Here is a 25,926-nt window from a genome sequence, read left to right as displayed (position 1 = left end):
GTTATAGACCACTTAGAAGTAACCTTAAGTGTTAATAATGATAAAGAGAAATTAAGGTTAGACACCTATATAGCTGAAAAATGCAACATATCACGCAGCAAAGCGCAAAGATTGATACAAAATGAGCAGGTGAAATTACTTGGCACACCGATAATTAATAATGACTACATAGTAAAACCAGATGAAGAGTATGTGGTGCATCTCGTTCAACCTGACATATCCACATCAATTGAGCCTAATTATGACATAAAACTTGATATCGTCTATGAAGATGAGGACATTATAGTTCTGATACCAATTCTCATTGTTGTCCAGTCAAATAGGAAACATTGCAGAGTTGTTTAATTGTGGAGCTGGCAAGAGAAGTAATAAATTTGCACAAAGCACCCTCAAGTAGAGCAATTGTATCGTATATTTTATTGCGCAAAATGTTCTGTTTTATATATAACCAAAGCCTCTCAACAGGATTTAGCTCAGGTGAGTATGGAGGTAGGTATATAATGTCGATATTTTTAGGTACCTTTAAATTTTTTGACCTATGCCAACTAGCACAGTCCATAACGAGAAAAGCCTCTCGTGTTTCTAGATATTGCGAAATTTGCTCAAGAAATATGTTCATGCAATCAGTGTTGACATTTGGTGCAAATAAGCTAGAACTCTCTCCATTTCTAGGATTAACTGCACTATAGAGATAGAAATTTTGCCTACCTAATTTTGTTTTAACCTGTGTTCTAATCCCCTTTTTAAACCACCCATGTCCAACTTTTGAATGTGTGCCAAACCGTGATTCATCAAAGAAAAATAGCTCTTTTTCTGGATACTTGCTAATAGCTCCATTGAGATTTTTTTTTGAATTCCTCTTGTTTGCTTTTATCTTGTCCATTATGAACTGGTCTTGGTGTAATATATGAGAATTTCATCTTTTGCATATGGCGGTGTACTGTAGATTTGCTGATATTTAATCCGAACTTTTCCTGGATTCTTATTCTCATTTCTTTAATGGTGATATTAGGATTTTCTTCTATCCACTCTTCAATTTGCTGTAGTTGAGCCTGATTTAATTTAGTTTTTCTACGACGTTGTGAAGGAGCAAACAGTTTTTCTTCTCTGCCAATTTTCAAGAGTTTTACCCACGAAGTTAGTGCGCTTCTTGAAATGCAATATATTTTTGCTACAGCCGTTATACTGTACTTTTTTGCTGCAATTACAGCATTTAGTTTTTTTGAAACATATGCATTATTCCTTACTTTCTTCAGCATTTCTTTTGCTGATTCTACTACTTTTTCATCCAATAATTTTGATCTTAATGCCATTTAAACCTCGCTATTTTACTTACTTCAGTATGGCTTTTCTTCCATCATTGTCCATCTGTTTGCCCTGTAATGGGAATTGGTATGAGTAAACAAAGTGGATTAACAGTGCACCCAGGTGCTGGGACAAACAATGATACGCTTTTGAACGCAGTTATCGCTCACCTTGATGTAAGACCAGGAATTGTTCATAGACTCGATAAAGATACTAGTGGGCTAATGGTAATTGCAAAAAATGAAGCAGCCCATAGTTTTTTGTCTGAATTGTTATCGAATCGCAAAATAAAGCGGGAATACTTAGCAGTAGTTTGGGGAATATTATCTTCCCAGCAGGGAACTATAGAAACTAACATTGCTCCAAAGCGTGGTAATAAAGAAATGATGTGTGTTACAAAAACAACGGGCAAATTAGCAATCACTCATTACTCAGTAGAGAAAGTTATAGGACAAGCAAGCCTCGTTAAATGCACTTTAGAAACAGGTAGAACGCACCAAATTCGAGTCCACATGAGCCACATAGGACATTCTATAGTTGGTGATCAAGTTTATGGGAAAAATAGTAGTAAAAGCACAAAATATGCTAAAAACTCTAGTTTTATTCGTAATTTCAACAGACAAGCACTACATGCTTATACACTGGGCTTATACCACCCAAAAAGTAAGGAATACATGGAATTTGTCTCTGATTTACCACAAGATATAAAAACTTTAATTGGTGAGTTTGAAAATATACCTAAGAAAGGGTTACCTGATTTTTGAAGTATAAAATCAACGGCATCATTGCTGGTATATATCTTTGGCTAAAATAAATTAAGATTTACTGCAACTACAATAAGTGCTCTTATCATCACATTTTGGTGTTAAGTCAGGATAGAACGTGAGTATAGCATCATTCTTTCTTATAAATACTGATTGATAATTGTCATCCTCCATTTTATACAGGCACATTCCATCTTTTCCCAATTCCTTAAACGCCTTAGAGGTTGTCCGGAAACAAGTAAAAGGCTATAATATCTGAAATTTTAGTACGGGGTAAAGATGAGAAAAAAGTATCCAACAGATCTAAGCGAAAGGGAATGGGCAAGAATAGAAAAACACTTCAGAGTATCATACAAGAAAGGAGGAAGGCCGCCAAAGTATAGCAAAAGAGAAATATTAGAAGCAATTTTCTATGTATTGCGTACAGGGTGTCAATGGCGGTATTTACCAAATGATTTTCCGCTATGGAAGACTGTGTATGAGCAGTTCAGGCAATGGAAGAAGCAGGGAATTTTTGAGAAAATGAATTATGAAATTACAAAATATAGTAGAAGAAAAATAGGAAGGAATGAGCAGCCGAGTGCCTGTATAGTAGATAGTCAATCTGTAAAGACTACAGAAAAGGGGGGATCAAAGGCTATGATGGAAGTAAAAAAGTAAAGGGTAGAAAAAGGCATATAATTACAGACACTCAGGGTTTTATACTAGGTTGTTACGTAGGCGCTGCTAACGAAAATGATAGAGATGGTATTAAAATAGCATTAAACAATATGAGAACAAAATATACTAAAGTTAAAAAAATGTGGGCTGACATGGGATACCAAGGAAGAAATTCAAAGAATCACATAAAGGAAGAATATGACATAGATATTGAAATTGTTACAAGGCCTCCATGTAGATTTTGGGTGCACAAAGATACGCCACCTGAGCTACTACCAACAAGAGAACAAGGGTTTAAAGTACAGCCAAGAAGATGGGTTGTAGAAAGGACTTTTGCTTGGGTTAATAGGAATAGAAGGCTATCGAAGGAGTATGATTTACTCACAACATCCACTGAGAATTTCATATACCTAGCTATGAGTAGGGTTATGTTAAAGAGGGAATATGCTTGAATTTACTAGTTTCCGGACAACCTCTAAGTAAGATTTCCCTACGTCATACCGCCGCGGTATCTCCAGATACCGCTAACAACTTACTATTACCAACAAATATGAGGTTCGTGAGCAAGTCGCCATCCTTCTGCTAAATCAAAGAGACGTTTATATCCTTTCCAAAGAGTAATTGGTCCTGGTTTTGGGTCGCTTTTTCTTGCTAAATGACCTCCAAGTTCACGAAACGGCTTCTTTTATAGTAGGGGCTATATTTGGACATGGTTTCCTGTGTATTTTAACATATAAAACTTTCCATTCTTCCTCAGCTAATAAGGCAGTACATGGTAATGTTGGGTTAGTTCTTGCAATTGATGTAATAAAGAAAATTCTCCAAGCAATAATGCTCATGACTGTTAAATACCTCATTAATCTTTCTGCTGTTCCAAGTCTACATTCCTCAACTTTGAGACCGGATTTAAAATTTTATGTAATATCTCTATTTTCCATCTAAGGCAATTGTAAGTTAAAAACGTGATATAAAAGAGATAAGAGAGAAAGATAACCCTGCTCACTAGGAATAGCGGGCGTGCGCGACCGAAAGGAAATTGGTATTACAACCGTTGGTATCAAGGTACGCTAGCCCTATCTCTCGATACGTTTGAATAGTTGCTTGGGACATATATATGCACCCGTTTACAATCTTAAATTAACTAAAACTATCGAGGTTTATTATGGTTACATCTTATCAAAATTTTATTGGCATTGACATCGGAAAATTTAAAAATGTCGTTGCAATTCACAAACAGAAGAATGCTGTCGAATTTGATAATAATGCTTCTGGTTGGCAACAATTATTTCAAGAGTTTTCAGATATTCTACCTAATGCTTTAGTGACTTTAGAAAATACAGGGAAATATGAGCTTGGCTTATCACATTTTCTTACCGACAAAAATATTGCCGTGCATCGAGCTAATACTCGTAAAGTAAAAAGCTTTATTTTATCTCACGGAACTTTAGCAAAGTCTGATAGATCAGATGCAAGAGCTCTTGCTCAATATGGATTTGAACGCCATAGAACTATCTCTCTATTTGTACCTACCTCTACAGAACAATCAACTTTGGCTGCACTTTGTCAACGTCGTGATGATATTACGCAAATGAGAACTCAAGAAAAATGCAGACTTGAAGCACCGGAAAATGATCATATAAAAGAAAGCTGTCAAAAGACCATTGAGTTTTTCGATAGTCAAATAAACGAACTCAATGATACTATACAAAAGATTATTGATGAAAGCCGCGCATTACAACAACGCCAAAAAATTCTTAAAACAGTTCCTGGAATAGGTAAAAAGTTATCACAAGATTTTTTGTGTTTAATGCCAGAGCTTGGTTACTTAAATAGAAAAGAAGTAGCAAGTCTTGCCGGAGTTGCACCGCATCCAAAAGAAAGTGGTAAAGCTGTTGGTTACCGAAGGATTACAGGTGGTAGAAGTAACGTTCGTTCAAAGCTGTTTACAGCCGCTATGGCTGCTACAAGGTCAAAATCTATACTTGGCGCCTTTTATTCTAAGCTTGTTGAAAGTGGTAAGAAGAAGATGGTGGCTATAACAGCCCTAATGCGTAAAATTATAGTAATTGCTAATACAAGACTTAAAGAAGCAATTAATTTGCATACTTAAAAATCTTCACAACGGTAACTGAAATTGGCTAATGAATATGTGCGTCCACACAGACTTAAAGCACATATTCATTAGCTTAAGCAGAAATTGCTGTGGTAGCTGTTTGATATAAAATTCTATTTCTATGACAAACGGGTTTTTATTGCCCATATAATTTGCAAAATTACACAAATAAAAAAATTTTTAAAAAACATAGTTGATATCAACTAATTTTTTCAACAGCTTCATCGAAAGTATTAACTGAAAGATTCGTTAATAGCATCCATTCTAGCGGTTTTTTTTAAGGGAAGGGGAGTTTTCTCAACAACATAAACTGCATAAAGTGGTAATTTAGGTAGTTCTTCCGTCTTATGCCTAATATTATTCTTAGATGGATTCATCATAAACTTTCCAAATCTAACTTCCAAACGTGCTGTTCTTTTTGGCTTATTATCTTTTACAGGAACTTCAACTTCTACCGTACCTGCACAATGAGAGGATTTAATAAATGCCCATAACTTCTGCTCACCTTTTTCAGGATATCGAGATTTTCTATTTACTGCTCTATCTCTGCATGCTCTAACTAGCACTGCCGAATTAAGACTATGTGCAAGCTCAAAAAAGTCATATATATCTGCTTCTCTATCGCATACAGTTATAGTCTCAGTTTGAGTTGGATCAATAATATTATTTGTTTTTCTTAAAGTTTCCAACCACTTTACGCTTTCTTTATCTTCAATGCGATCGCTCTTTTTTTTAAGGTTCTCAGTTTCTTCAGGTCTTGAATAAACTTTTTGATCTAGTATCCCTAGTACCAAACCTTCTATACTAACGGCAAGAGCTGTATGCATTATAATACCTTTTGCAGTATCATAACTGGACAAATTTGCTAATCCGCTTGTTTTTTTATGGTTATTATATACAATGTAACTGGTATCTTGAATGACAAGAACCCTCTTGTGAGCTTTTGTTCTCTCAACTGTTTTATCAATGTGTGAAGCTAGAATATCGACTTCTTTTACGTTCTCATTTTAAAAAAAACGATATGCTGCTTTTGCTTCTGACCAACTTCCGCATGCCTCATTAATTGAGCTTTCAGGTAAACTTATCAAACTGTCAGCAATATTTACTAATCGGTCAGTTAATCTTTTATCTCCAAGTACAGCATCTCCAAATTCATTTTTAGCCCATTCATTACTCTCGTTTGCCATTTTTATACCCTCAATATTTGCAAACTCTAATATTGTAATACTTTATTTATAAGTACATTTATATTTGTGGGTAATAGTAAGGAATGACACCGTCTTGGATGGAAACCAGTGTCAGCTACTTTCATGACACCATCACAAGGTGAAACTGGATCCCAGATACTGTCTCTGCTGTCAAACAAATTATCCAACAAAATTACAATTAAATGGTTGATTATTTTTAAGAATACCAAAAAAGACATGCATTAATTTTCGCATTAACGCAAGAACTATGACTTTTGGACATTTGCCTTTACTTGCTAGACGCTGACAAAACTTTTGAAAATGATTATTATGGTTTTTGACTACTATAGCTGGCATATAAAGAGCTTTTCGAATACGCTCAGATCCTATTTTGCATATGCAACTTCTCTTACTTACTGACGATCCCGATTGATAATGTCCTGGATTTAGACCAGCAAAAGCTGTAAATTGTTTAGCATTGTCAAAGTTATCAACTGATGGCATTTCTGCGACAACAGCAACAGCAGTAAGATATCCTATACCTTTTATAGTCTTAAGGTTTTCCACCATATTTTTTAGATGTGGATAGTTATTTATATGCTCATTAATTTCTTTTTCGAGAACAATAATTTGCTCCTCTATTGCCAAAATTACTTTAGATATAGCTTCTTTGCAACTGGAATGCATATTTTTGTTTTCCAAGCGATTTGTCTGTTGCACCTTATCATCTTTTAGCGATTGCATGCAACGGTAAAGCTCCCTCAAATGCCTCATTTCAGGTGCAATGGGCTTCCAAAGAGCAGGTTTGTTGGCGATACAAAATCTAGCTATCATAGCTGCATCTGATTTATCTGTCTTATTTCTGAGCAGCTCACTTTTGCCAAAAGCTTTGATTTGGGCTGGGTTTACTATACTGACATTATGTCCTAAATCGTGCATAAAAGTAGCCAAATCTTCTCCATACCAACTAGTTGCTTCAAGACATAAATGAGTAAGATTTGCTCCATGGCCATTGCACCAAACTACAAGTTTTGCAAAACCATCTTGATTATTTTGAAAGACTTTGTGTCGTTTTTTACTGTCCACTAACAAACAAACATCAAATTTCTTTTTTGAAATATCCACACCCAAAATAGCATTTACTTGCATAAAATTGCCTCCAAGACTATAAATAAACTGAGAGTTTAGACTAACCTTGTAATACGGGATATAATTCCAAAAGATACTGTTCAGTCTTTAACTCTATGGGAGGGAAGCAAAGTCTGGCTTAATGGCATTAGTGTCGCATCAGCTTCACCCTCCCTGTGAGGTATTTTAGCTCTAATGCCTCACATCATAAAGATACAAGTGTCTGGGCACTGGGATGACAAGAAGAGAGCACTGGAATGACAGGAGAAGGGGGGCTACTACCGTCATAAAGGAACCAGTGTCAGCTACTCGGATGATACCTCTTTCTACTTAATTTGGGTTATGCAAGAAGTCTATTCGCGGTATAGATTCCGCTAACGAGTAGCGAAATGATGGTTTTTCAAATCGTCGGTAAGCCTAAGTCAGTTTAGCTATATGCTTTTAATTCCCCCAAAAGGAGAATTAAATATGTGAAATTCTAGTTGATATAATTTAATGAATGGTTAATTTTAACTATTAATTTATTTGAGAGATTTTAATAATATTTAACCCACTCGTTTTTCTATTTTCCATATCGTGATGTGCTTGAATTATTTCATCAAATTTATATTTTTTATTGATCCGTACAGTTAAAAGTTTTTTTCTTATCATCTCGAAGATTTCCATTGTGGTAAGCACTAATGTGAATCTATCATGCTTATAATGGTATATTGAGGTTCCAGTTGCAAATAACGAACGTGAACTAAGTAAAGAAAAACTAATAGGAGCGTTACCTGATATCTGCCCATAGGAAACGTATATGCCGAACCTGCCTAAAGATTCAAAAGAGAGCTTACTTGTAGCGTAACCTATGGGGTCATACACTGCACCTACTCCTCTGTTTTGCGTAATCTCCATAATTTTAGAAACGAAGTCTTTATCATTGTATTTTATTGCGTATGTGCAGCCACTTTGTAAAGCTATCTTCATTTTTTCATCAGAGCTTACAGAACCTATCACTACACCTTTTTTATCCTTTGCCCATTGACATATTATTTGCCCTAAGCCACCATTAGCTCCATGAACTAGCACGAAAGCACCAGGCCTGATTTTATAAGATTGATTAACTAAATAGTGAGCTGTCATACCTTTAAACAGCACTGCAGCAGCAACTTCATCAGATATGTCATCTGGAATTTTTATCAGATATTTCTGGTGTATAATGCGCTTTTCACAATATGCCCCTGGAGGAGCTGTGCAATATCCAACTCTGTCTCCAACTTTGAATCCATCACTGATTTTTTTACCAAGTTTTTCAATAACCCCAACTGCTTCCACTCCAAGCACTGATGGTAAATTTTTAATTTTGCGTGTACCTTTTCTGTGCTCTAAATCATAACGATTTAAGCCGATAGTTGTGTGACGCACTAAGACTTCCTCGCCTTTTGGCTCACCTATGCTCTTATCTACAAATTCTAATACTTCTGGTCCCCCAGTTTTTTTAATTTGTATAGCTCTAACCATGATGAATATTAAGACAAAAACTTTGATTATGTTATCTAACAATTAATATTTTGCAAAGTTATTGTTTTCACAATCAATAGACTTCTTGCGTTACCTCCTGTCATTCCAGTGTCAGCTACTTGGATGACACCCTATTGATTACTGAAATGACATGGTTTGCAAACATTCTGTTACTTAAGCTTAAAAAACGTGTATGACAGTGTTATTTCGCTCAAATCTTTTGTATTGTTATCAAGCATTATCTCAGGATCTATATAAAAAGATACGGGCATAGCTGCTTTTTGTTTTGGTAGCAACATTTGTTCTTCAAAACAAAAGCATGCAATTTTATTGAAATACTTACCTGCTTTGAAAGGCGTAACGTTATACACCGCCATTCCAAATGAAGGCTGATCAGATAGATTTTTTGCGTAATAAAACGCTAAACTTTGTTCTCCTATGTTTACGTCAACGTAGTTAGTTTCTGATTTAAACTCCCAAGGTAGATCGGACATTATATCAGCATTGAAATGGACCCTGATCTTTTGGTTAGTTATATTTGTTGTTGTGTTAGTTACTTTTCTTATTGTGCCACCATACCCAGTAGCTTTACAGAAAATGCTATATAGAGGTACCGATGCATATGCAAGACATATCATCGACACAACTAAAGATACTAAAAAGAAAACTATAGAATTCTTACTGCCTTTCCTTAAAAAGGAAAACATCTAATCCCTATTGTTGAACAAGTTAAGTAACCTGAGTAGATTGAGAAATATATTAATAAAGTCAAAATAAAGATTAGTTGCACCGAGTATTGCCAATTTAGTAGTAGCAACTTCTGATCCGTCATTATGTTTATAATAAACGTCCTTGATTCTTTGAGCATCATACGCAGTCATTAAGGTAAAGACTATTACTGATATGAACGATATTGCAAAGTGGAGAGGACTACTTCCAAGAAATAAATTTACTATAGACGCAATGATTAACCCCCAAACTCCCATAATCAAGAAAGAGCCCATACTTGTAAGATCTCTTTTTGTAGTATTGCCATATAAAGCCATAGAGCCAAACATGATTGATGTAATGAAAAACGCCCTTGCTATATTTTCTGCAGTATAAACTATAAAAACATAAGATAAGGAAAGCCCCATTAACACTGAGAACGAGAAAAATATAGTAACGGCAGACTGAGCACTTAGGTGTTGAATTCTATAAGACATGTAGAACACCAATGCAACCGGAGATAACATTACCACAAGCGATAGAACGGGATTAGAATAAATTACTTGAAAAAGACCAGAAAATACTGTTAAAAATGCAACAAGCCCTGTGACGCCCAAAGCTAAAGCCATGTAATTGTATACTTTAGTTAGGTAACTTCTAAGCCCAGCGCTATAGTAAACGCCTTGAGAGCGAATATCCTGTTCATTTCTCATATAAGACATAATATAACTCCTTTTGTCCATTATTTAACACATTATAATATAAAACCACATTTTTATCAAGTGTTTTTATTATAAACAGCTATGCGCTGGCATTTGTTTTAATATAAATAGAATATAGGCCTATTGCTGCTGCATTTGAAACATTTAAGCTGTCAATTACGTTTGATATTGGGATCTTTAAAAGATAATCACAATTTTCTTTAACTAACCTCCGCATTCCTTTCTCTTCAGAACCAAAAATAATTACTCTTTTTTTCTCAAGACTCTTTATTTCATCTATATTTTCTTTAGCATTGCAATCAAACCCGTAACACCAGTAGCCGACCTTTTTTAAATACTGCATAGTTTTTACTATATTTGTAACGTATATTAGCGGAACAATATCTAAAGCCCCACTTGCTGCTTTTGCAATAGATGCATTTTCACTCGGTGAATGGTTATGTGGTAAAACCAATGCGTTGACATTAAAACAAGCTGAAGTTCTTAAAATCGACCCAATATTGTGCGTGTCAGTGACTTGATCTAAAATGACTATAGTAGAGCTGTCGTTTGAGCTTTTAGCTATTTCTTCAATGCTTAAGTTATAAAGAATAGGGGCAACATTTAAAGCAATTCCCTGATGGTTAGCACCTTTGGGTAAAACGTCATTAAGTATTTTGTTTTCTACTAATCGAACTTTAATGCCCTTACTGTCTACACATTGCCTAATTTCTTTTTTGTGCTCTCTATAGAAATTTTCTGTTGCTAACAGTTCTATACACCGCCTATTTTTATTCTTCAGTGCTGACATGCAGGTGTGCTTTCCATACAGCCAAAAATTCTCATTAGTTTTTGACGATTTCATCGTATTATTGAAAATCGGGTTTTTATAGAATAAGCAACATTTTACTATGTTTGGATATTGTTGTAAAATTATACAATTCGATTAATGCGTTTATGTCGGACGATGAGTTGGATTGGCAAAAAAATGTTAAGCCAATAGAATGTGGAAAAGTTACTTTGAAAGTTGATCATAAAGTAAATATAAAGTCTATGGTTGATAAAGGTACCTCCGACTTACAAGGGAATTTTCTTAATACCAATAATAGTAACTCATCATTTTGTCTTGACTACAACACAAAATCAAAGATTGATAGGGGTAAATATTTTATAAGCGATAAGCTCGATTTGCACGGCTATAATATAGAGGATGCTTACTGTAAATTGATAGATTTTATTATCAAAAATTATCGAGCAGGAAATAGATGTTTATTGGTAATTACGGGATACGGCAGTGCAACAAATAAAACAGACATTATAAAGAGTAACTTAAATAAATGGTTAAATGACACTAAAATCCAGCATATGGTTCTATACTACCAACAAGCTACGAAAAAACATGGTGGTAAAGGGGCTTTTTATGTTTTATTAAGAAGGAATAAAAACCTTGAGTCCTGATACTTAAAATTCCTTTTAAGCCTTAATTTTTCTTGTATAACCATACAGTGTTCGGCAGCGCGTGACGCACAACTGTGCGAACATTGTGATTTGGGTCTACCAGGAAGGATGTCTCCCAGTACCTCTTTTCCCGTCATCCCGCTACGTGTTAGCGGGATCTCATTTCACTTTATGAGGGTGTCATCCGAATAGCTTGACTACTTGGATCCAGATTGGATACTGAGTTGGTGAGTATAAAAGTATAGCTTCTACGTCATACCGCCGCGGTATCTCAGCCGCTAACAAGTAGCGGGGTGACGAGTTACTATACCGCTGCGAACCGTCATACCGCGATTTATTCCATAGCTGTACGAACATTCATTTTTTGTATCCGTTCAGCGGAGTGGCAGAATAAGGTAGACAAGGTGATCTAAAAAGATAATCATAGAGCAAAAGTGAAATAATATGGTAAACCTTTTAGAACTTTGCAAAAATTTACAGCAAAAAATAGAAAGGTTAGAAGCAAAAATAGAAAGATTGGAAAAAGAGAATGAAAGTTTAAAAGCAGAAAATAAGGCTTTAAAGATAGAAAATGCTGAGTTAAGAGAAAGACTCGGTTTAAGCTCAAAAAATTCATCAATACCAAGTTCCAAAGAGTTGTATAAAATAAAAAAGAATAAGCCGAAAAGCGAAAGGAATATTGGCGGTCAGGTTGGTCATAAAGGAAGTTTTCGCGCCAACATGGATGCAGATAAAGTAGTAAAGATAGAGTTGCCTAATACTTGCGAATGCGGAGGAGAAATTGCAATATGTGAAAAACCATATATTCATCAGAAAGTTGATCTTCCAGAAATCAAGCCTTATGTAGTGGAATATCAGTTAGAACATGGCCGTTGTCGGAGATGCGGAAAGAGAAGAAGTAGCAAGTTACCGGAAGGTGTTACGCCAGATACATTTGGTCCAAGGGTTAAGTCAATAATTGCAGCGTTCAGCGGATTCTACAAAAATTCAAAACGCGAAATAGCGAGTGTCGTAAATGATATCTTCAATTTGAACATAAGCGTCGGTAGCATATCAAATAGTGAACATAGAGTTGCTTCAAAATGCAAAAAAATGTATGAGCAGATCGAACAAGAGATAAGTAGGAGTAAAGTTCTACATATTGATGAAACGAGCCATTATAACAAAGGTAAACTCGCTTGGTGTTGGATGTTTGCAAGCAATACGGCAAGTTTTGTAAAATTTACAGAGTCAAGAGGAATGAAAGTTTTACAAAATAGTAAATTCTGCAATCGCAATAGCTTGGTAATAACTGACAGGTATGCAGCATAGAATTATTTTGCCGATAAAAACAGGCAAATCTGTTGGGCACATTTATCAAGAGATTTTGAAAGATTAGCACATAGTTGGAATATTGAAGTTAAAGTTCTGGGTTGTTACTTGAGAAACGTGGCCACTGAATTATTTGCACTAAAAAAAGCTTTACTAAAAAGTGATACCAATTCCCATTACAGGGCAAACAGATGGACAATGATGGAAGAAAAGCCATACTGAAGTAAGTAAAATAGCGAGGTTTAAATGGCATTAAGATCAAAATTATTGGATGAAAAAGTAGTAGAATCAGCAAAAGAAATGCTGAAGAAAGTAATGAATAATGCATATGTTTCAAAAAAACTAAATGCTGTAATTGCAGCAAAAAAGTACAGTATAACGGCTGTAGCAAAAATATATTGCATTTCAAGAAGCGCACTAACTTCGTGGGTAAAACTCTTGAAAATTGGCAGAGAAGAAAAACTGTTTGCTCCTTCACAACGTCGTAGAAAAACTAAATTAAATCAGGCTCAACTACAGCAAATTGAAGAGTGGATAGAAGAAAATCCTAATATCACCATTAAAGAAATGAGAATAAGAATCCAGGAAAAGTTCGGATTAAATATCAGCAAATCTACAGTACACCGCCATATGCAAAAGATGAAATTCTCATATATTACACCAAGACCAGTTCATAATGGACAAGATAAAAGCAAACAAGAGGAATTCAAAAAAAAATCTCAATGGAGCTATTAGCAAGTATCCAGAAAAAGAGCTATTTTTCTTTGATGAATCACGGTTTGGCACACATTCAAAAGTTGGACATGGGTGGTTTAAAAAGGGGATTAGAGCACAGGTTAAAACAAAATTAGGTAGGCAAAATTTCTATCTCTATAGTGCAGTTAATCCTAGAAATGGAGAGAGTTCTAGCTTATTTGCACCAAATGTCAACACTGATTGCATGAACATATTTCTTGAGCAAATTTCGCAATATCTAGAAACACGAGAGGCTTTTCTCGTTATGGACTGTGCTAGTTGGCATAGGTCAAAAAATTTAAAGGTACCTAAAAATATCGACATTATATACCTACCTCCATACTCACCTGAGCTAAATCCTGTTGAGAGGCTTTGGTTATATATAAAACAGAACATTTTGCGCAATAAAATATACGATACAATTGCTCTACTTGAGGGTGCTTTGTGCAAATTTATTACTTCTCTTGCCAGCTCCACAATTAAACAACTCTGCAATGTTTCCTATTTGACTGGACAACAATGAGAATTGGTATGAGATAGATGTTTTGAGGTTTGTCAGACGTGCCAGAAAATTAAGAAAACGTACAAAGTATTACTTGAAGGAGATATCTCGTTTACCTGAAGCAATTGGAGCCTCTCGAGTTGCAAAAAATGTTCTGAGATCTGAAAGAATGATGTGGAAATTTTTAGATGACCCAGAAAATATTCCGCTGACAAATAACCACGCTGAACGGCAAATTCGGCATTATGTCGTTTATCGCAAAAACTCATATTTTACACAATCAAAGCGGGGAAATACATTCCTTGAGCGGATAATTTCATTATACTTAACTTGGAAACAAAGGGGTCTCAATCCTTTCCAAAATCTCCTATCTATTGTTTCTTAAACCACTCTCCTGAACGGATACAAATTATTTACATTTTTATACTATGCACATTACATCATGTGTTATTTAACCTTACAATAATTTTTTTATTCTTGCTGCTTCTTCAAATTCTAAATTTTCAGCATGCTCTATCATTTGCTTTCTCAAATCATCCTTATTAGTATTTACTTTCGGTTCTGCTATTGCCCTCTCCTGTAAGGTGTTTGATATAGGTTTTATTATAGTCTTTGGGACAATATTGTGCAATATATTATGTTCTTCTTGTTTTTTTCTTCTTCTTTCGGTCTCTTTTAACGCACGATCCAGAGAACCAGTGATTTTATCTGCATACAAAATTACTCTACCTTCAGCATTACGCGCAGCACGACCGATCGTTTGAATTAATGAAGTTTCCGATCGCAAAAATCCTTCTTTATCAGCATCCAAAATTGCAACCAACCCACACTCTGGAATATCAAGACCTTCCCTCAGCAAGTTAACACCTACTAAAACATCGATTTCTTTAGATCTTAATTTACATATAATTTCTATTCTCTCCAGCGCACCAATATCAGAATGCAAATAACTCACTTTCATATTCAATTCACTCATATATTCAGCTAAATTTTCAGCCATTTTTTTCGTCAATGTAGTGATTAAAACACAAAATCCCTTCCCTATTGTCACTTGTGCCTCATGAATTACATCATCAATTTGACTCTCTATTGGTTTTACAATGCAGATTGGGTCCGTAAGCCCTGTTGGACGGATAACTTGCTCTATAAATACATTACTGGTCTTTGCCAACTCATACTTTCCTGGAGTGGCTGAAATGTAAACAGTCTGCGGCCTAACTCCCTCCCACTCTTCAAATTTTAATGGACGATTATCAAAAGCGGAAGGGAGCCTGAAGCCATAGTCAATCAATTTCTTTTTACGCGCCTCATTACCACTGTACATCGCACCAACCTGAGGAACGGTGACATGACTCTCATCAACAAATAAAATTACTTCTTTGGGTAAATATTCAAACAAAGTAGGCGGTGGATCCCCAGCTTCCATTCCATAGAGATAACGCGAATAATTTTCAATACCTTTACATATTCCTGTTGTTCTCATCATTTCGATATCAAAATTAGTGCGTTGCTCGAGGCGCTTTGCTTCAACAATCTTGTTTTGCGAGTAGTAATAATCCAAGCGTTCATGCAGCTCTTTTTTGACTAGTTCAATTGCCTGCAACAAAGCCTCACGCGGGGTTATGTAATAGCTATTTGGAAAAATGGTGATTTTATTTACGCCTTTGGTAACATTGCCCGTTATAGCATCAACTTCAGAAATTTCTTCTATTTCATCGCCAAATAACGATAAACGCCAAGCTTTATTTTCATAATGGGAAGGAAATATATCAACAATATCGCCGCGCACTCTGAAATATCCTCTCTCAAACCTGGCATCAGAGCGCTTGTATTGAAGATCAGTTAAGTTGCTCAGGAAATCATTAATACGAATTTTATTTCCAACACTAAGCGGTATGATCATGCTGCGGTAGCTCTCAGGCGAACCAAGACCGTATATGCAGGAAACACTGGCAACTACGATCGTATCCCTGCGCTCCAAAAGGGAGCAGACGGTGGAATAACGCAGCATCTCAATTCTTTCGTTAATTGCAGAATCTTTTTCGATATAAGTATCAGTTTGTGGTAAATAGGCTTCAGGTTGATAATAATCATAATAAGAAATGAAGTATTCAACAGCATTATGGGGAAACAATCCTTTCATTTCCTCATAAAGCTGTGCTGCTAAAGTTTTATTGTGTGCCATAATTAATGCAGGCCTGTTTGTCCTTGCAATAACATTTGCCATAGTAAAAGTTTTCCCAGAACCAGTAACTCCAAGCAAAACCTGATCTCTTTTATTGCTATTTAGCCCTGCAATTAAGCTATCGATTGCCTGTGGTTGATCCCCAGCCGGTTGAAAATGTGTAGCGATTTGAAATTCCATAGACTTTACTTACTATCTTTGATTCATTGTATAGTAAACACTATATTGCTTTTAAGATAAGTTGTATAGCTATCGTAAAGCCATAAAACATTAACCAACAATGTCATGCAAGTAGCTGACACTGGAATCTTGTTTCAATGTTAAACAAAATACCATAGAATTCAAGAAGACAATTCCTAAAAAATCCCTACATCCAAAAAAAGGCAAAATGCTGCTTGAATAAGCTAAATTTTTTTAGATGCAAAAACAATAAAACATAGTTGATACTAAAGTTATAGTACTCCTATGACAACGTTACAAAAATTAAGGAAATGGATAGCTCTGATCAATTGGAATAGTATTTTCAGGTACCGGTGGTCAATATGACATTTTTAAAATAAAGATTTAGAACCTGTTTAAAATCTTCTCAATAGAAGAGAAATGAAGGAAAGAACGACCATTTGTAGGCTAGTGTTAAGTTTTCGCTCGCAATTTTTCCACAATCGTCTGCATTTTTCTAACCAAGCGAAAGATCGCTCTACAACCCATCTTTGTGGCAATACAGCAAAGGAATGTAATTCACTTCGTTTTATTACTTCTACAGTTGCTCCAATAATCGTTTTTATTTGAGTTGCAAAATTTTCTCCTGTATAACCTGCATCGACCAGTATATTTTTAACTTCCGAGAGGTTTTCTTTTGCGCTTTCAACCATTCTCACAGCACTGCTAACCCCAGTTGTAAATTAGAAAAAATAGAAAAGGTAAGGAAATAGGGTAAACTCCGAGGTATTTGATATTCATTCCTAAAATAGGAGGTTACCAATGAAAGAGAAAGTAACAGAAATCTTTTGTATAGTCGATGATTTTTGCAATACAGTCGATGAAAATTTTGCAGAAAAACTTCTACCAAGTGGCAAAAAACCAACCAGGACGCCAGAGATTACGCATTCAGAGATTTTTACCATAATATTGCTATATCAAGTGCGACAATTTTAAAATTTTCTATGTGCATTATTTGAAATTATTATACGAATCAGCGTTTCCAAAATTGCCATCCTATAGTAGGTTTATCAGGCTAAAATCGCGGGTTTTATGGTATTTAGCGCTCTTAATGCAATGGTTTTGCGAACAGTCAAAAGTGACAGGGATTTCGTACATAGATGCAACATCTATCGCTGTTTGCCATCCAAAAAGGACCTCGAGAAACAAAGTTTTCAAAGGGTTGGCAAAGATTGGAAAGACTACTTATGGGTGGTTTTTCGGTACATCTAGTAATCAATGAAACTGGCGAAATTCAAGGGGTTACGGTGATAAAAGGCAACGTTGATACCTGTGCCAAATTTAACTAAGAAATTGACTGGATTATTGTTTGGAGATAAAGGATATATCAAAAAAGATCTTTTTCACGAATTATTCGATAGAGGGTTAAAGCTTGTAACCAGTATAAAAAAGGGTATGAAAAACTCATTAATGGCGCTAAATGAGAAGATTTTGTTAAGAAAAAGATCGATTATTGAGACAGTTTTTGGCTCTCTGAAAAACAAATTTGAGATTGAGCATACTCGCCACAGATCACCGATAAATTTTTTGGTACACATTTTTTCTACGCTTGTTTCATATTCCATGCAGCCGCTGCATTTCTAAGCTTTACTTCGTTGGCTAATCCGCAACTGGGGTATATAGGGTTGACACCAAGGCAATATTCTTCTGGAGAAGTTGATCGGCATGGCAGCATATCAAAGATGGGACCAGCGGAATGTAGAAGTATGTTATATGAAGCTGCACAAACAATGCTTACAGTTACCAAGAGGACATTTAAATTAAAAAACTGGGGTTGCGAAGAAAAAAGGAATGAAAAAAGCAATTGTAGCAGTAGCAAGAAAATTAGCTGTATAGCCTTTCTTATAATAGTCCGAATGCGATAAGATATGTGTTTATGGCTATAGCAGGCCAGTAGCATATTACGGTCTGTTCGGATTATTGTAAAAAGAGCTATAATTATGCATAGGATGTTGGTTGATAAAACAGAATTTTATTATCAATAAACATCAAAAGAGCATAGGACAATAATTTTATTGAAAATAAAGATAGCAATGCCGATGGAAGGGACAAGCAAGAACTTAGTTAGACTTCGTGGTAAATATGTTGCCGTCCACTTCCGCCTAACAAGTATAATGCGGCTTGACAAATTTATTGTCATCTCAGACCGCGGAGAGAACCATATGCTACTTTTAACTTATGTAAAATTACCAAGGATTATGGAGAAGATATGCTGTTTTGATTTGTGTGAAAATTATTGTTGACTTATGTGCAATTAGAGAACCTAAGAGGTTGTCCGGAAACTAGTAAATTCAAGCATATTCCCTCTTTAACATAACCCTACTCATAGCTAGGTATATGAAATTCTCAGTGGATGTTGTGAGTAAATCATACTCCTTCGATAGCCTTCTATTCCTATTAACCCAAGCAAAAGTCCTTTCTACAACCCATCTTCTTGGCTGTACTTTAAACCCTTGTTCTCTTGTTGGTAGTAGCTCAGGTGGCGTATCTTTGTGCACCCAAAATCTACATGGAGGCCTTGTAACAATTTCAATATCTATGTCATATTCTTCCTTTATGTGATTCTTTGAATTTCTTCCTTGGTATCCCATGTCAGCCCACATTTTTTTAACTTTAGTATATTTTGTTCTCATATTGTTTAATGCTATTTTAATACCATCTCTATCATTTTCGTTAGCAGCGCCTACGTAACAACCTAGTATAAAACCCTGAGTGTCTGTAATTATATGCCTTTTTCTACCCTTTACTTTTTTTACTTCCATCATAGCCTTTGATCCCCCCTTTTCTGTAGTCTTTACAGATTGACTATCTACTATACAGGCACTCGGCTGCTCATTCCTTCCTATTTTTCTTCTACTATATTTTGTAATTTCATAATTCATTTTCTCAAAAATTCCCTGCTTCTTCCATTGCCTGAACTGCTCATACACAGTCTTCCATAGCGGAAAATCATTTGGTAAATACCGCCATTGACACCCTGTACGCAATACATAGAAAATTGCTTCTAATATTTCTCTTTTGCTATACTTTGGCGGCCTTCCTCCTTTCTTGTATGATACTCTGAAGTGTTTTTCTATTCTTGCCCATTCCCTTTCGCTTAGATCTGTTGGATACTTTTTTCTCATCTTTACCCCGTACTAAAATTTCAGATATTATAGCCTTTTACTTGTTTCCGGACAACCTCTTATAGCATTTCTCATAATAGTCCGAACAGGTCATAGGAAGGCAGAATCAACAGCACGACGAAAGGATTCGAATAGAGGAATGTTTTTCCTGGCTCTGTTTTTTATAGCAAACCAATGATGCTCAATTTTGTTGAAATCTGGAGAATAAGGCGGCAGATACAAAATTTCTGCACCAACCCCTTTAGCAAGCTTTATCAGACTTATGAAAAGTAGCATTGTCAAGAATGACAGTCTGTCCAGGTTCCAAGATCGGTGTCAAAAATTGCTCAAACCATCCATTAAAAACATCCATATTACAGTGGCCTTCAAAGGTTAACGGAACAACTATCTTTCTTCCACTTAAGGCTGCAACCATACTGATTCGTTGAGTTTTCTTTCCAGATTTTAAGGCATAAAACCGCTGTCCTTTCTGGCAATATCCGTAGGGGTAGTCTTCGGTGTTATCAATGCCAGACTCATCTATATACACTAAGTTTTTAGGTTCTTTTGTCGCTATAATTTTCAAAAATTCAGCACGTTTTTCTTCGTTTCTTTCCTTGTATCCATATGTCTTTTTTTGCGCGTAAATCCAATTTTTTTAAGGGCTCGATAGATCGTTTGGATACTAACGTTGTTCCAAAGTTTAGCCATTTCCGATAGAGTCTTTCCTCCGTGTTCTCTGGCAAATTTGGCAAAGGTACCCCAGTCGGTAATTTTGTGATTGTAACCCCCATTTCCAAGTTTTTTTGATTGAAAGTCTCCTGTTTCTTTTCTTCTTTGCTGCCACTCCCATAAAGTAGTTCGTCCAATCTTAAATCTTGCTGCCACTGTTTCTCTGCTTTCTCCTTCGTCTAGAGCTTCCATTGCTTTTTTTCTTAAATCATAACTATATGCTGCTGGCATTCAACCTCCTTATCATCATCTACCCTTATCCTATCACATCCGGACTTTTATGGAAAGAGCTATACTTGGTAGAGTTAAATTTCCTGGATCCAAGTAGTCGGCTACTCGGATGACAGGAGAAGGTACTGCCGTCATAAAGGAACCAGTGTCAGCTACTTGGATGATACCTTTTTTCTACTTAGTTTGGGTTATGCAAGAAGTCTATTATAATCAGGCTTTAAGTGTGCGGAAGTAATTTTTTTCGTTAAAGTAAAAAATTTTTTCTATAGCTGATCAAAGTGGGATCAAGAGAAACTTACCACTTTCTTTACAAAGGGTTTGATGTTACCATTTGACTGCCTATTCTGAATTTATTGAATGAACGTTAACATAAAGAATCTAGTTCATGCTTTCTCTAAATTGCCAAGTTTAGGGCCATCATCATCACGCAGGTTAGTTATACATTTACTCCAAAACAAAGAAAAAGTTATGCTACCACTTGCATCTTTGATTAAAGAGCTAGCAGATCTTATAATAGAGTGTGAAGTTTGCGGAAATCTAGATACTAAGTCACCTTGTTCTATTTGTACTAACCCAAAACGTGACACTAAGTTACTGTGTGTAGTAGAAGAATTAGGTGATCTATGGGCGTTTGAAAAAGGAAATATATATTCAGGTTTATACCATGTTTTGGGTGGCAGATTGTCTGCAATAAATGGCATAGGTCCAAAAGAACTCAACCTTGACACTATTCTGAAAAGAGTGACAGAGTCTAAAATTGAAGAGATAATTATCGCAATTAATCCGACATTAGAGGGCCAAGTTACTGCACAATATATAATTGAATTGCTAAAAAATTTGGATGTGAAAATATCACGCCTTGCTTGCGGCATACCAATGGGCGGAGAAATTGACTATCTTGATGAAGGAACGCTGAGGATAGCACTTACTTCAAGACAAGAATATGAGTTAAATATAAAATAAGACATGTGCTTAAAAAAACTTATATCGCTAATAACATTCAAAAAGAAAAAAATAGTGCCACCACTTAAAGTGGTGGCTTGGGAAAATGACCACCTAAACTATAAGCAATTTTCAGGTAAATTCAACACTATAATTAAAACAATTGATCAGTCTTTTACAATAATATCTTTGGAAGTATATGATGGATGGGGCAAGACGTTTTTTTTGAAAGAATGGGTAAAAGAGTTAAAACAGCAAAATGAAATTGCAGCTTATTATAGTGCATGGGATATCAATGCATTGGACCAACCACTGCCTTCTTTTTTAAATTTCCTATTTGAAGATTTATTTGTATCGTATAAAGTAAAAAGAAGTGTTATACAACAGTTCAAGAACATAAACCAAGAGCTATTTTCTCTAAACACACTAGGAAAGCTGATCAGTAAATCTCCACTTGCTATGCTTTCAGTATTTCTTGATGCTGCAAAAGAGGCTGATAAAAAAGACATAGGTTTTGTCTTGAGTGAATTAAGTCTTCTCCAAAGAAGAAAAGAGAGTACTAGAGATTTTAAAACACAGTTAGCGGATGTGGTTAATAAAATCAGAAAAGACAAAAACATTTATATAATGGTGGATAATCTTGATGTGTGCCGTCCTAAATTCGTTGTCGATTTTTTGGAATCTATAAAGTATATGCTTGATGTGGAGGGGCTGGTTTTCATTATTTCTGTAAGTAAAGATAAGAGTAATGTACAAAGAGCAATCAGCACAATACTTGGACCAAATTTTGACCTAAAATCTTTTACTGATCTCTCTTTACATTTGCCAAAACAACCGATAGAAAAATTTACAAAAGAACTATTTGAAAATATTAAATTACCGAAAAAGTCAAAAAATTTGATTGTAGATAGTTTTATATTTTATACAGAAAGCCTGTCACTATCGTTAAAAACAATAGAATACTGCGTAAAAAAAATAAAGCTGTGTCTTCTGAATCACACAAGAGAAGAATTACCTGATCCGAATTTGTTTTCATTTTTGGTAATACTGCAATCGATAAATATTGATATATATGAGGAATTAGGTTTTTCATATCAAAGAGCATTGGAAAAAATTGAAAATGAATATAAATCTTTAGTTCTAAATGGTCAAGAAGAATGGGAAAAACTTAAAACCTCTCTAGAAACTGCTTTTGCAGAGAGGGAGTCAAAAATTAACAAAGCTATAAAGGATATACTATTTTGAAAAGATACCCTACCTTTACATATACAAAGATAGGGTAACATTTGATTAACGCCCTTTTACTATGTCATTACCTTGTTCAAACTTTCTGATTAATTCGCTTACATTGACATTAGATAATTTTTTACCTGCAGATTTGTCATTATGTGAAGCATCAGGTTTACGAAGGTCTTCCTTACTGTTACTCCTAGTAATATTACATCTAACAATGTTTGAATTATTAGACTTATCGCTTACATCTGAAATATTGCTTTTTTCACTACATGAAGACGAATTACTCGACATATTGCCTAAGCTAAAGAGCTTTTTACCTTGATAGATTGGATTCCAATCAAGTGGATTATAAGTTTTTTTGCTAGTCTCAACCTTTTGGTTATTTTGCTGTTTAGGAGAAAAACCAAGTTTTTCTCTTTCTTTCTTGCTTAGCGTTTTGAGAAATTTTACGGTTTCTAATTCATCAGTTGCTTGTACTTTATGTAAATCAAAGCTTTTTTGATGGTTATCCTGCTTAACATTTTCCATCATTTTATCTTTTATTGTTCTATCCTCATCATCAGAAGTGCTGCTACTAATATCACTGATACCACTATCCCCTGAATTGCGGCGTTGTTTGTTAGGAGTGCTATGAATGTTGTCTTCCATGAGTTTTTGCATTGTTGGGCCAAATGTTCTTCCAAGATTGCTACTCACTGTTTTATTACTATCATTTGCTTGAGAATGAGGTACATTTCGCTCAAAAATTGCTTTTATTCCAGCAAATTTAGCTTGGGAAGATTTCGGAGGAACAGGTGGGGCAACCATGCCTTTTGAGTTAATCTTTCCTTCATTTTGAGGAAAAATTTTTGGATTATTTTTTTCTACTGTAGTATTCATTTTTTGTATCCGTTCAGCGGAGTGGCAGAATAAGGTAGACAAGGTGATCTAAAAAGATAATCATAGAGCAAAAGTGAAATAATATGGTAAACCTTTTAGAACTTTGCAAAAATTTACAGCAAAAAATAGAAAGGTTAGAAGCAAAAATAGAAAGATTGGAAAAAGAGAATGAAAGTTTAAAAGCAGAAAATAAGGCTTTAAAGATAGAAAATGCTGAGTTAAGAGAAAGACTCGGTTTAAGCTCAAAAAATTCATCAATACCAAGTTCCAAAGAGTTGTATAAAATAAAAAAGAATAAGCCGAAAAGCGAAAGGAATATTGGCGGTCAGGTTGGTCATAAAGGAAGTTTTCGCGCCAACATGGATGCAGATAAAGTAGTAAAGATAGAGTTGCCTAATACTTGCGAATGCGGAGGAGAAATTGCAATATGTGAAAAACCATATATTCATCAGAAAGTTGATCTTCCAGAAATCAAGCCTTATGTAGTGGAATATCAGTTAGAACATGGCCGTTGTCGGAGATGCGGAAAGAGAAGAAGTAGCAAGTTACCGGAAGGTGTTACGCCAGATACATTTGGTCCAAGGGTTAAGTCAATAATTGCAGCGTTCAGCGGATTCTACAAAAATTCAAAACGCGAAATAGCGAGTGTCGTAAATGATATCTTCAATTTGAACATAAGCGTCGGTAGCATATCAAATAGTGAACATAGAGTTGCTTCAAAATGCAAAAAAATGTATGAGCAGATCGAACAAGAGATAAGTAGGAGTAAAGTTCTACATATTGATGAAACGAGCCATTATAACAAAGGTAAACTCGCTTGGTGTTGGATGTTTGCAAGCAATACGGCAAGTTTTGTAAAATTTACAGAGTCAAGAGGAATGAAAGTTTTACAAAATAGTAAATTCTGCAATCGCAATAGCTTGGTAATAACTGACAGGTATGCAGCATAGAATTATTTTGCCGATAAAAACAGGCAAATCTGTTGGGCACATTTATCAAGAGATTTTGAAAGATTAGCACATAGTTGGAATATTGAAGTTAAAGTTCTGGGTTGTTACTTGAGAAACGTGGCCACTGAATTATTTGCACTAAAAAAAGCTTTACTAAAAAGTGAGATAGATGTTTTGAGGTTTGTCAGACGTGCCAGAAAATTAAGAAAACGTACAAAGTATTACTTGAAGGAGATATCTCGTTTACCTGAAGCAATTGGAGCCTCTCGAGTTGCAAAAAATGTTCTGAGATCTGAAAGAATGATGTGGAAATTTTTAGATGACCCAGAAAATATTCCGCTGACAAATAACCACGCTGAACGGCAAATTCGGCATTATGTCGTTTATCGCAAAAACTCATATTTTACACAATCAAAGCGGGGAAATACATTCCTTGAGCGGATAATTTCATTATACTTAACTTGGAAACAAAGGGGTCTCAATCCTTTCCAAAATCTCCTATCTATTGTTTCTTAGAGGTTGTCCGGAAACTAGTAAATTCAAGCATATTCCCTCTTTAACATAACCCTACTCATAGCTAGGTATATGAAATTCTCAGTGGATGTTGTGAGTAAATCATACTCCTTCGATAGCCTTCTATTCCTATTAACCCAAGCAAAAGTCCTTTCTACAACCCATCTTCTTGGCTGTACTTTAAACCCTTGTTCTCTTGTTGGTAGTAGCTCAGGTGGCGTATCTTTGTGCACCCAAAATCTACATGGAGGCCTTGTAACAATTTCAATATCTATGTCATATTCTTCCTTTATGTGATTCTTTGAATTTCTTCCTTGGTATCCCATGTCAGCCCACATTTTTTTAACTTTAGTATATTTTGTTCTCATATTGTTTAATGCTATTTTAATACCATCTCTATCATTTTCGTTAGCAGCGCCTACGTAACAACCTAGTATAAAACCCTGAGTGTCTGTAATTATATGCCTTTTTCTACCCTTTACTTTTTTACTTCCATCATAGCCTTTGATCCCCCCTTTTCTGTAGTCTTTACAGATTGACTATCTACTATACAGGCACTCGGCTGCTCATTCCTTCCTATTTTTCTTCTACTATATTTTGTAATTTCATAATTCATTTTCTCAAAAATTCCCTGCTTCTTCCATTGCCTGAACTGCTCATACACAGTCTTCCATAGCGGAAAATCATTTGGTAAATACCGCCATTGACACCCTGTACGCAATACATAGAAAATTGCTTCTAATATTTCTCTTTTGCTATACTTTGGCGGCCTTCCTCCTTTCTTGTATGATACTCTGAAGTGTTTTTCTATTCTTGCCCATTCCCTTTCGCTTAGATCTGTTGGATACTTTTTTCTCATC

Annotated in this window: 17 protein-coding genes and 10 pseudogenes; 13 read left to right on the top strand and 14 right to left on the bottom strand. The window is 35.3% G+C overall.

The genetic code is table 11. From position 1 onward, the window contains the following. Nucleotides 1–69: 69 nt before the first annotated feature. Nucleotides 70–291: pseudogene (locus ABWU31_RS06425) on the top strand (RluA family pseudouridine synthase); the annotation flags it as partial. 10 nt (nt 292–301) lie between these two features. Here ABWU31_RS06425 and ABWU31_RS06420 read toward each other — a convergent pair. Continuing rightward, nucleotides 302–1,313, bottom strand: a protein-coding gene (locus ABWU31_RS06420; RefSeq protein WP_265029767.1) for an IS630 family transposase whose coding sequence is annotated in 2 segments (ribosomal slippage) — nt 302–850 and nt 852–1,313 — 1,011 coding nt in all. Because the reading frame shifts where the segments join, the coding sequence is not laid out codon by codon here. A 75-nt stretch (nt 1,314–1,388) separates the two neighbouring features. Between ABWU31_RS06420 and ABWU31_RS06415 the strand changes: the two are divergent. Beyond that, nucleotides 1,389–2,069: pseudogene (locus ABWU31_RS06415) on the top strand (RluA family pseudouridine synthase); the annotation flags it as partial. 279 nt (nt 2,070–2,348) lie between these two features. Next, nucleotides 2,349–3,181, top strand: a protein-coding gene (locus ABWU31_RS06410) for an IS5-like element ISWpi1 family transposase (protein ID WP_353271062.1) whose coding sequence is annotated in 2 segments (ribosomal slippage) — nt 2,349–2,718 and nt 2,718–3,181 — 834 coding nt in all. Because the reading frame shifts where the segments join, the coding sequence is not laid out codon by codon here. An 86-nt stretch (nt 3,182–3,267) separates the two neighbouring features. On the opposite strand, the pseudogene ABWU31_RS06405 reads toward ABWU31_RS06410, so the two are convergent. Continuing rightward, nucleotides 3,268–3,675 (bottom strand): annotated as a pseudogene (locus tag ABWU31_RS06405) (IS4 family transposase); the annotation flags it as partial. Between the two features lie 216 nt (nt 3,676–3,891). Here ABWU31_RS06405 and ABWU31_RS06400 point away from each other — a divergent pair. Beyond that, nucleotides 3,892–4,839, top strand: coding sequence for an IS110 family transposase (locus tag ABWU31_RS06400; protein ID WP_353271213.1), 948 nt, complete (start codon nt 3,892–3,894; stop codon nt 4,837–4,839). A 208-nt stretch (nt 4,840–5,047) separates the two neighbouring features. On the opposite strand, the pseudogene ABWU31_RS06395 reads toward ABWU31_RS06400, so the two are convergent. From ABWU31_RS06395 to rlmB, 6 genes and pseudogenes are all read right to left on the bottom strand, one after another. Beyond that, nucleotides 5,048–6,029 (bottom strand): annotated as a pseudogene (locus ABWU31_RS06395) (IS4 family transposase); the annotation flags it as partial. 180 nt (nt 6,030–6,209) lie between these two features. Next, a complete protein-coding gene (locus tag ABWU31_RS06390) occupies nt 6,210–7,178 on the bottom strand; it encodes an IS110 family transposase (protein ID WP_236514440.1) in 969 nt (322 codons plus the stop codon). A 495-nt stretch (nt 7,179–7,673) separates the two neighbouring features. Next, nucleotides 7,674–8,660: a quinone oxidoreductase family protein gene (locus tag ABWU31_RS06385; RefSeq protein WP_353271212.1), complete on the bottom strand. Its 987-nt coding sequence runs from the start codon at nt 8,658–8,660 to the stop codon at nt 7,674–7,676. Between the two features lie 170 nt (nt 8,661–8,830). After that, nucleotides 8,831–9,367: a cytochrome c oxidase assembly protein gene (locus ABWU31_RS06380; protein ID WP_006279376.1), complete on the bottom strand. Its 537-nt coding sequence runs from the start codon at nt 9,365–9,367 to the stop codon at nt 8,831–8,833. Next, entirely contained in the window at nt 9,368–10,090 is a 723-nt protein-coding gene (locus ABWU31_RS06375) for a Bax inhibitor-1/YccA family protein (protein ID WP_010962942.1), read from the bottom strand. It abuts the gene before it with no gap. Between the two features lie 79 nt (nt 10,091–10,169). Continuing rightward, on the bottom strand, nt 10,170–10,934 hold the full coding sequence (rlmB, locus tag ABWU31_RS06370; RefSeq protein WP_353271211.1) for a 23S rRNA (guanosine(2251)-2'-O)-methyltransferase RlmB: 765 nt from the start codon (nt 10,932–10,934) through the stop codon (nt 10,170–10,172). Between the two features lie 92 nt (nt 10,935–11,026). Between rlmB and ABWU31_RS06365 the strand changes: the two genes are divergently transcribed. From ABWU31_RS06365 to ABWU31_RS06350, 4 genes and pseudogenes are all read left to right on the top strand, one after another. After that, a complete protein-coding gene (locus ABWU31_RS06365) occupies nt 11,027–11,527 on the top strand; it encodes a Smr/MutS family protein (protein ID WP_353271210.1) in 501 nt (166 codons plus the stop codon). A gap of 444 nt (nt 11,528–11,971) precedes the next feature. After that, a pseudogene (locus ABWU31_RS06360) lies at nt 11,972–13,003 on the top strand (IS66-like element ISWen3 family transposase); the annotation flags it as partial. A gap of 81 nt (nt 13,004–13,084) precedes the next feature. Next, a protein-coding gene (locus tag ABWU31_RS06355) for an IS630 family transposase (RefSeq protein WP_353271209.1) occupies nt 13,085–14,096 on the top strand; the annotation gives its coding sequence in 2 pieces (ribosomal slippage) (nt 13,085–13,546 and nt 13,548–14,096; 1,011 coding nt in all). Between the two features lie 10 nt (nt 14,097–14,106). After that, nucleotides 14,107–14,460: pseudogene (locus tag ABWU31_RS06350) on the top strand (IS66 family transposase); the annotation flags it as partial. 72 nt (nt 14,461–14,532) lie between these two features. Here the strand turns inward: ABWU31_RS06350 and uvrB are convergent. Then, nucleotides 14,533–16,440: an excinuclease ABC subunit UvrB gene (gene uvrB / locus ABWU31_RS06345; protein ID WP_236515154.1), complete on the bottom strand. Its 1,908-nt coding sequence runs from the start codon at nt 16,438–16,440 to the stop codon at nt 14,533–14,535. Nucleotides 16,441–16,835: 395 nt separating this feature from the next. Beyond that, nucleotides 16,836–17,108, bottom strand: a pseudogene (locus ABWU31_RS06340) (transposase); the annotation flags it as partial. A 133-nt stretch (nt 17,109–17,241) separates the two neighbouring features. Here ABWU31_RS06340 and ABWU31_RS06335 point away from each other — a divergent pair. Further along, a pseudogene (locus ABWU31_RS06335) lies at nt 17,242–18,063 on the top strand (IS982 family transposase). Nucleotides 18,064–18,074: 11 nt separating this feature from the next. Continuing rightward, nucleotides 18,075–18,344 (top strand): transposase, encoded by a 270-nt coding sequence (locus ABWU31_RS06330; RefSeq protein ID WP_353271208.1) that lies wholly within the window; start codon nt 18,075–18,077, stop codon nt 18,342–18,344. Nucleotides 18,345–18,770: 426 nt separating this feature from the next. Here the strand turns inward: ABWU31_RS06330 and ABWU31_RS06325 are convergent, their stop codons facing one another. Then, nucleotides 18,771–19,604: an IS5-like element ISWpi1 family transposase gene (locus ABWU31_RS06325; RefSeq protein ID WP_353271068.1), complete on the bottom strand. Its 834-nt coding sequence runs from the start codon at nt 19,602–19,604 to the stop codon at nt 18,771–18,773. Nucleotides 19,605–19,694: 90 nt separating this feature from the next. Beyond that, nucleotides 19,695–20,546, bottom strand: a pseudogene (locus ABWU31_RS06320) (IS630 family transposase). A gap of 357 nt (nt 20,547–20,903) precedes the next feature. Here ABWU31_RS06320 and recR point away from each other — a divergent pair. After that, the gene (gene recR, locus ABWU31_RS06315) at nt 20,904–21,509 is read left to right on the top strand and encodes a recombination mediator RecR (protein WP_010963080.1); all 606 of its coding nucleotides are present in this window, start codon (nt 20,904–20,906) and stop codon (nt 21,507–21,509) included. 3 nt (nt 21,510–21,512) lie between these two features. Then, nucleotides 21,513–22,733, top strand: coding sequence for a P-loop NTPase fold protein (locus ABWU31_RS06310; RefSeq protein ID WP_353271207.1), 1,221 nt, complete (start codon nt 21,513–21,515; stop codon nt 22,731–22,733). Nucleotides 22,734–22,778: 45 nt separating this feature from the next. Here ABWU31_RS06310 and ABWU31_RS06305 read toward each other — a convergent pair whose 3' ends face one another. Beyond that, a complete protein-coding gene (locus ABWU31_RS06305) occupies nt 22,779–23,603 on the bottom strand; it encodes a hypothetical protein (RefSeq protein ID WP_007550761.1) in 825 nt (274 codons plus the stop codon). Between the two features lie 83 nt (nt 23,604–23,686). On the opposite strand from ABWU31_RS06305, the pseudogene ABWU31_RS06300 reads away from it, so the two are divergent. Beyond that, a pseudogene (locus ABWU31_RS06300) lies at nt 23,687–25,069 on the top strand (IS66-like element ISWen3 family transposase). A 23-nt stretch (nt 25,070–25,092) separates the two neighbouring features. Here ABWU31_RS06300 and ABWU31_RS06295 read toward each other — a convergent pair. After that, a protein-coding gene (locus ABWU31_RS06295; RefSeq protein WP_353271062.1) for an IS5-like element ISWpi1 family transposase occupies nt 25,093–25,925 on the bottom strand; the annotation gives its coding sequence in 2 pieces (ribosomal slippage) (nt 25,093–25,556 and nt 25,556–25,925; 834 coding nt in all). Nucleotide 25,926: the final 1 nt, after the last annotated feature.

Origin of the sequence: Wolbachia endosymbiont (group A) of Alloplasta piceator (assembly GCF_964028505.1) — a bacterium.
Classification (GTDB): domain Bacteria; phylum Pseudomonadota; class Alphaproteobacteria; order Rickettsiales; family Anaplasmataceae; genus Wolbachia; species Wolbachia pipientis.
This window is presented reverse-complemented; position numbering and strand designations above follow the sequence as displayed.

What these genes read in the sequence shown, in the direction of transcription:
- ABWU31_RS06400 (WP_353271213.1), top strand. Translation starts at nt 3,892, where the DNA reads ATGGTTACATCTTATCAAAATTTTATTGGCATTGACATCGGAAAATTT.
- ABWU31_RS06390 (WP_236514440.1), bottom strand. Translation starts at nt 7,178, where the DNA reads ATGCAAGTAAATGCTATTTTGGGTGTGGATATTTCAAAAAAGAAATTT.
- ABWU31_RS06385 (WP_353271212.1), bottom strand. Translation starts at nt 8,660, where the DNA reads ATGGTTAGAGCTATACAAATTAAAAAAACTGGGGGACCAGAAGTATTA.
- ABWU31_RS06380 (WP_006279376.1), bottom strand. Translation starts at nt 9,367, where the DNA reads ATGTTTTCCTTTTTAAGGAAAGGCAGTAAGAATTCTATAGTTTTCTTT.
- ABWU31_RS06375 (WP_010962942.1), bottom strand. Translation starts at nt 10,090, where the DNA reads ATGTCTTATATGAGAAATGAACAGGATATTCGCTCTCAAGGCGTTTAC.
- rlmB (WP_353271211.1), bottom strand. Translation starts at nt 10,934, where the DNA reads ATGAAATCGTCAAAAACTAATGAGAATTTTTGGCTGTATGGAAAGCAC.
- ABWU31_RS06365 (WP_353271210.1), top strand. Translation starts at nt 11,027, where the DNA reads ATGTCGGACGATGAGTTGGATTGGCAAAAAAATGTTAAGCCAATAGAA.
- uvrB (WP_236515154.1), bottom strand. Translation starts at nt 16,440, where the DNA reads ATGGAATTTCAAATCGCTACACATTTTCAACCGGCTGGGGATCAACCA.
- ABWU31_RS06325 (WP_353271068.1), bottom strand. Translation starts at nt 19,604, where the DNA reads ATGAGAAAAAAGTATCCAACAGATCTAAGCGAAAGGGAATGGGCAAGA.
- recR (WP_010963080.1), top strand. Translation starts at nt 20,904, where the DNA reads ATGAACGTTAACATAAAGAATCTAGTTCATGCTTTCTCTAAATTGCCA.
- ABWU31_RS06310 (WP_353271207.1), top strand. Translation starts at nt 21,513, where the DNA reads ATGTGCTTAAAAAAACTTATATCGCTAATAACATTCAAAAAGAAAAAA.
- ABWU31_RS06305 (WP_007550761.1), bottom strand. Translation starts at nt 23,603, where the DNA reads ATGAATACTACAGTAGAAAAAAATAATCCAAAAATTTTTCCTCAAAAT.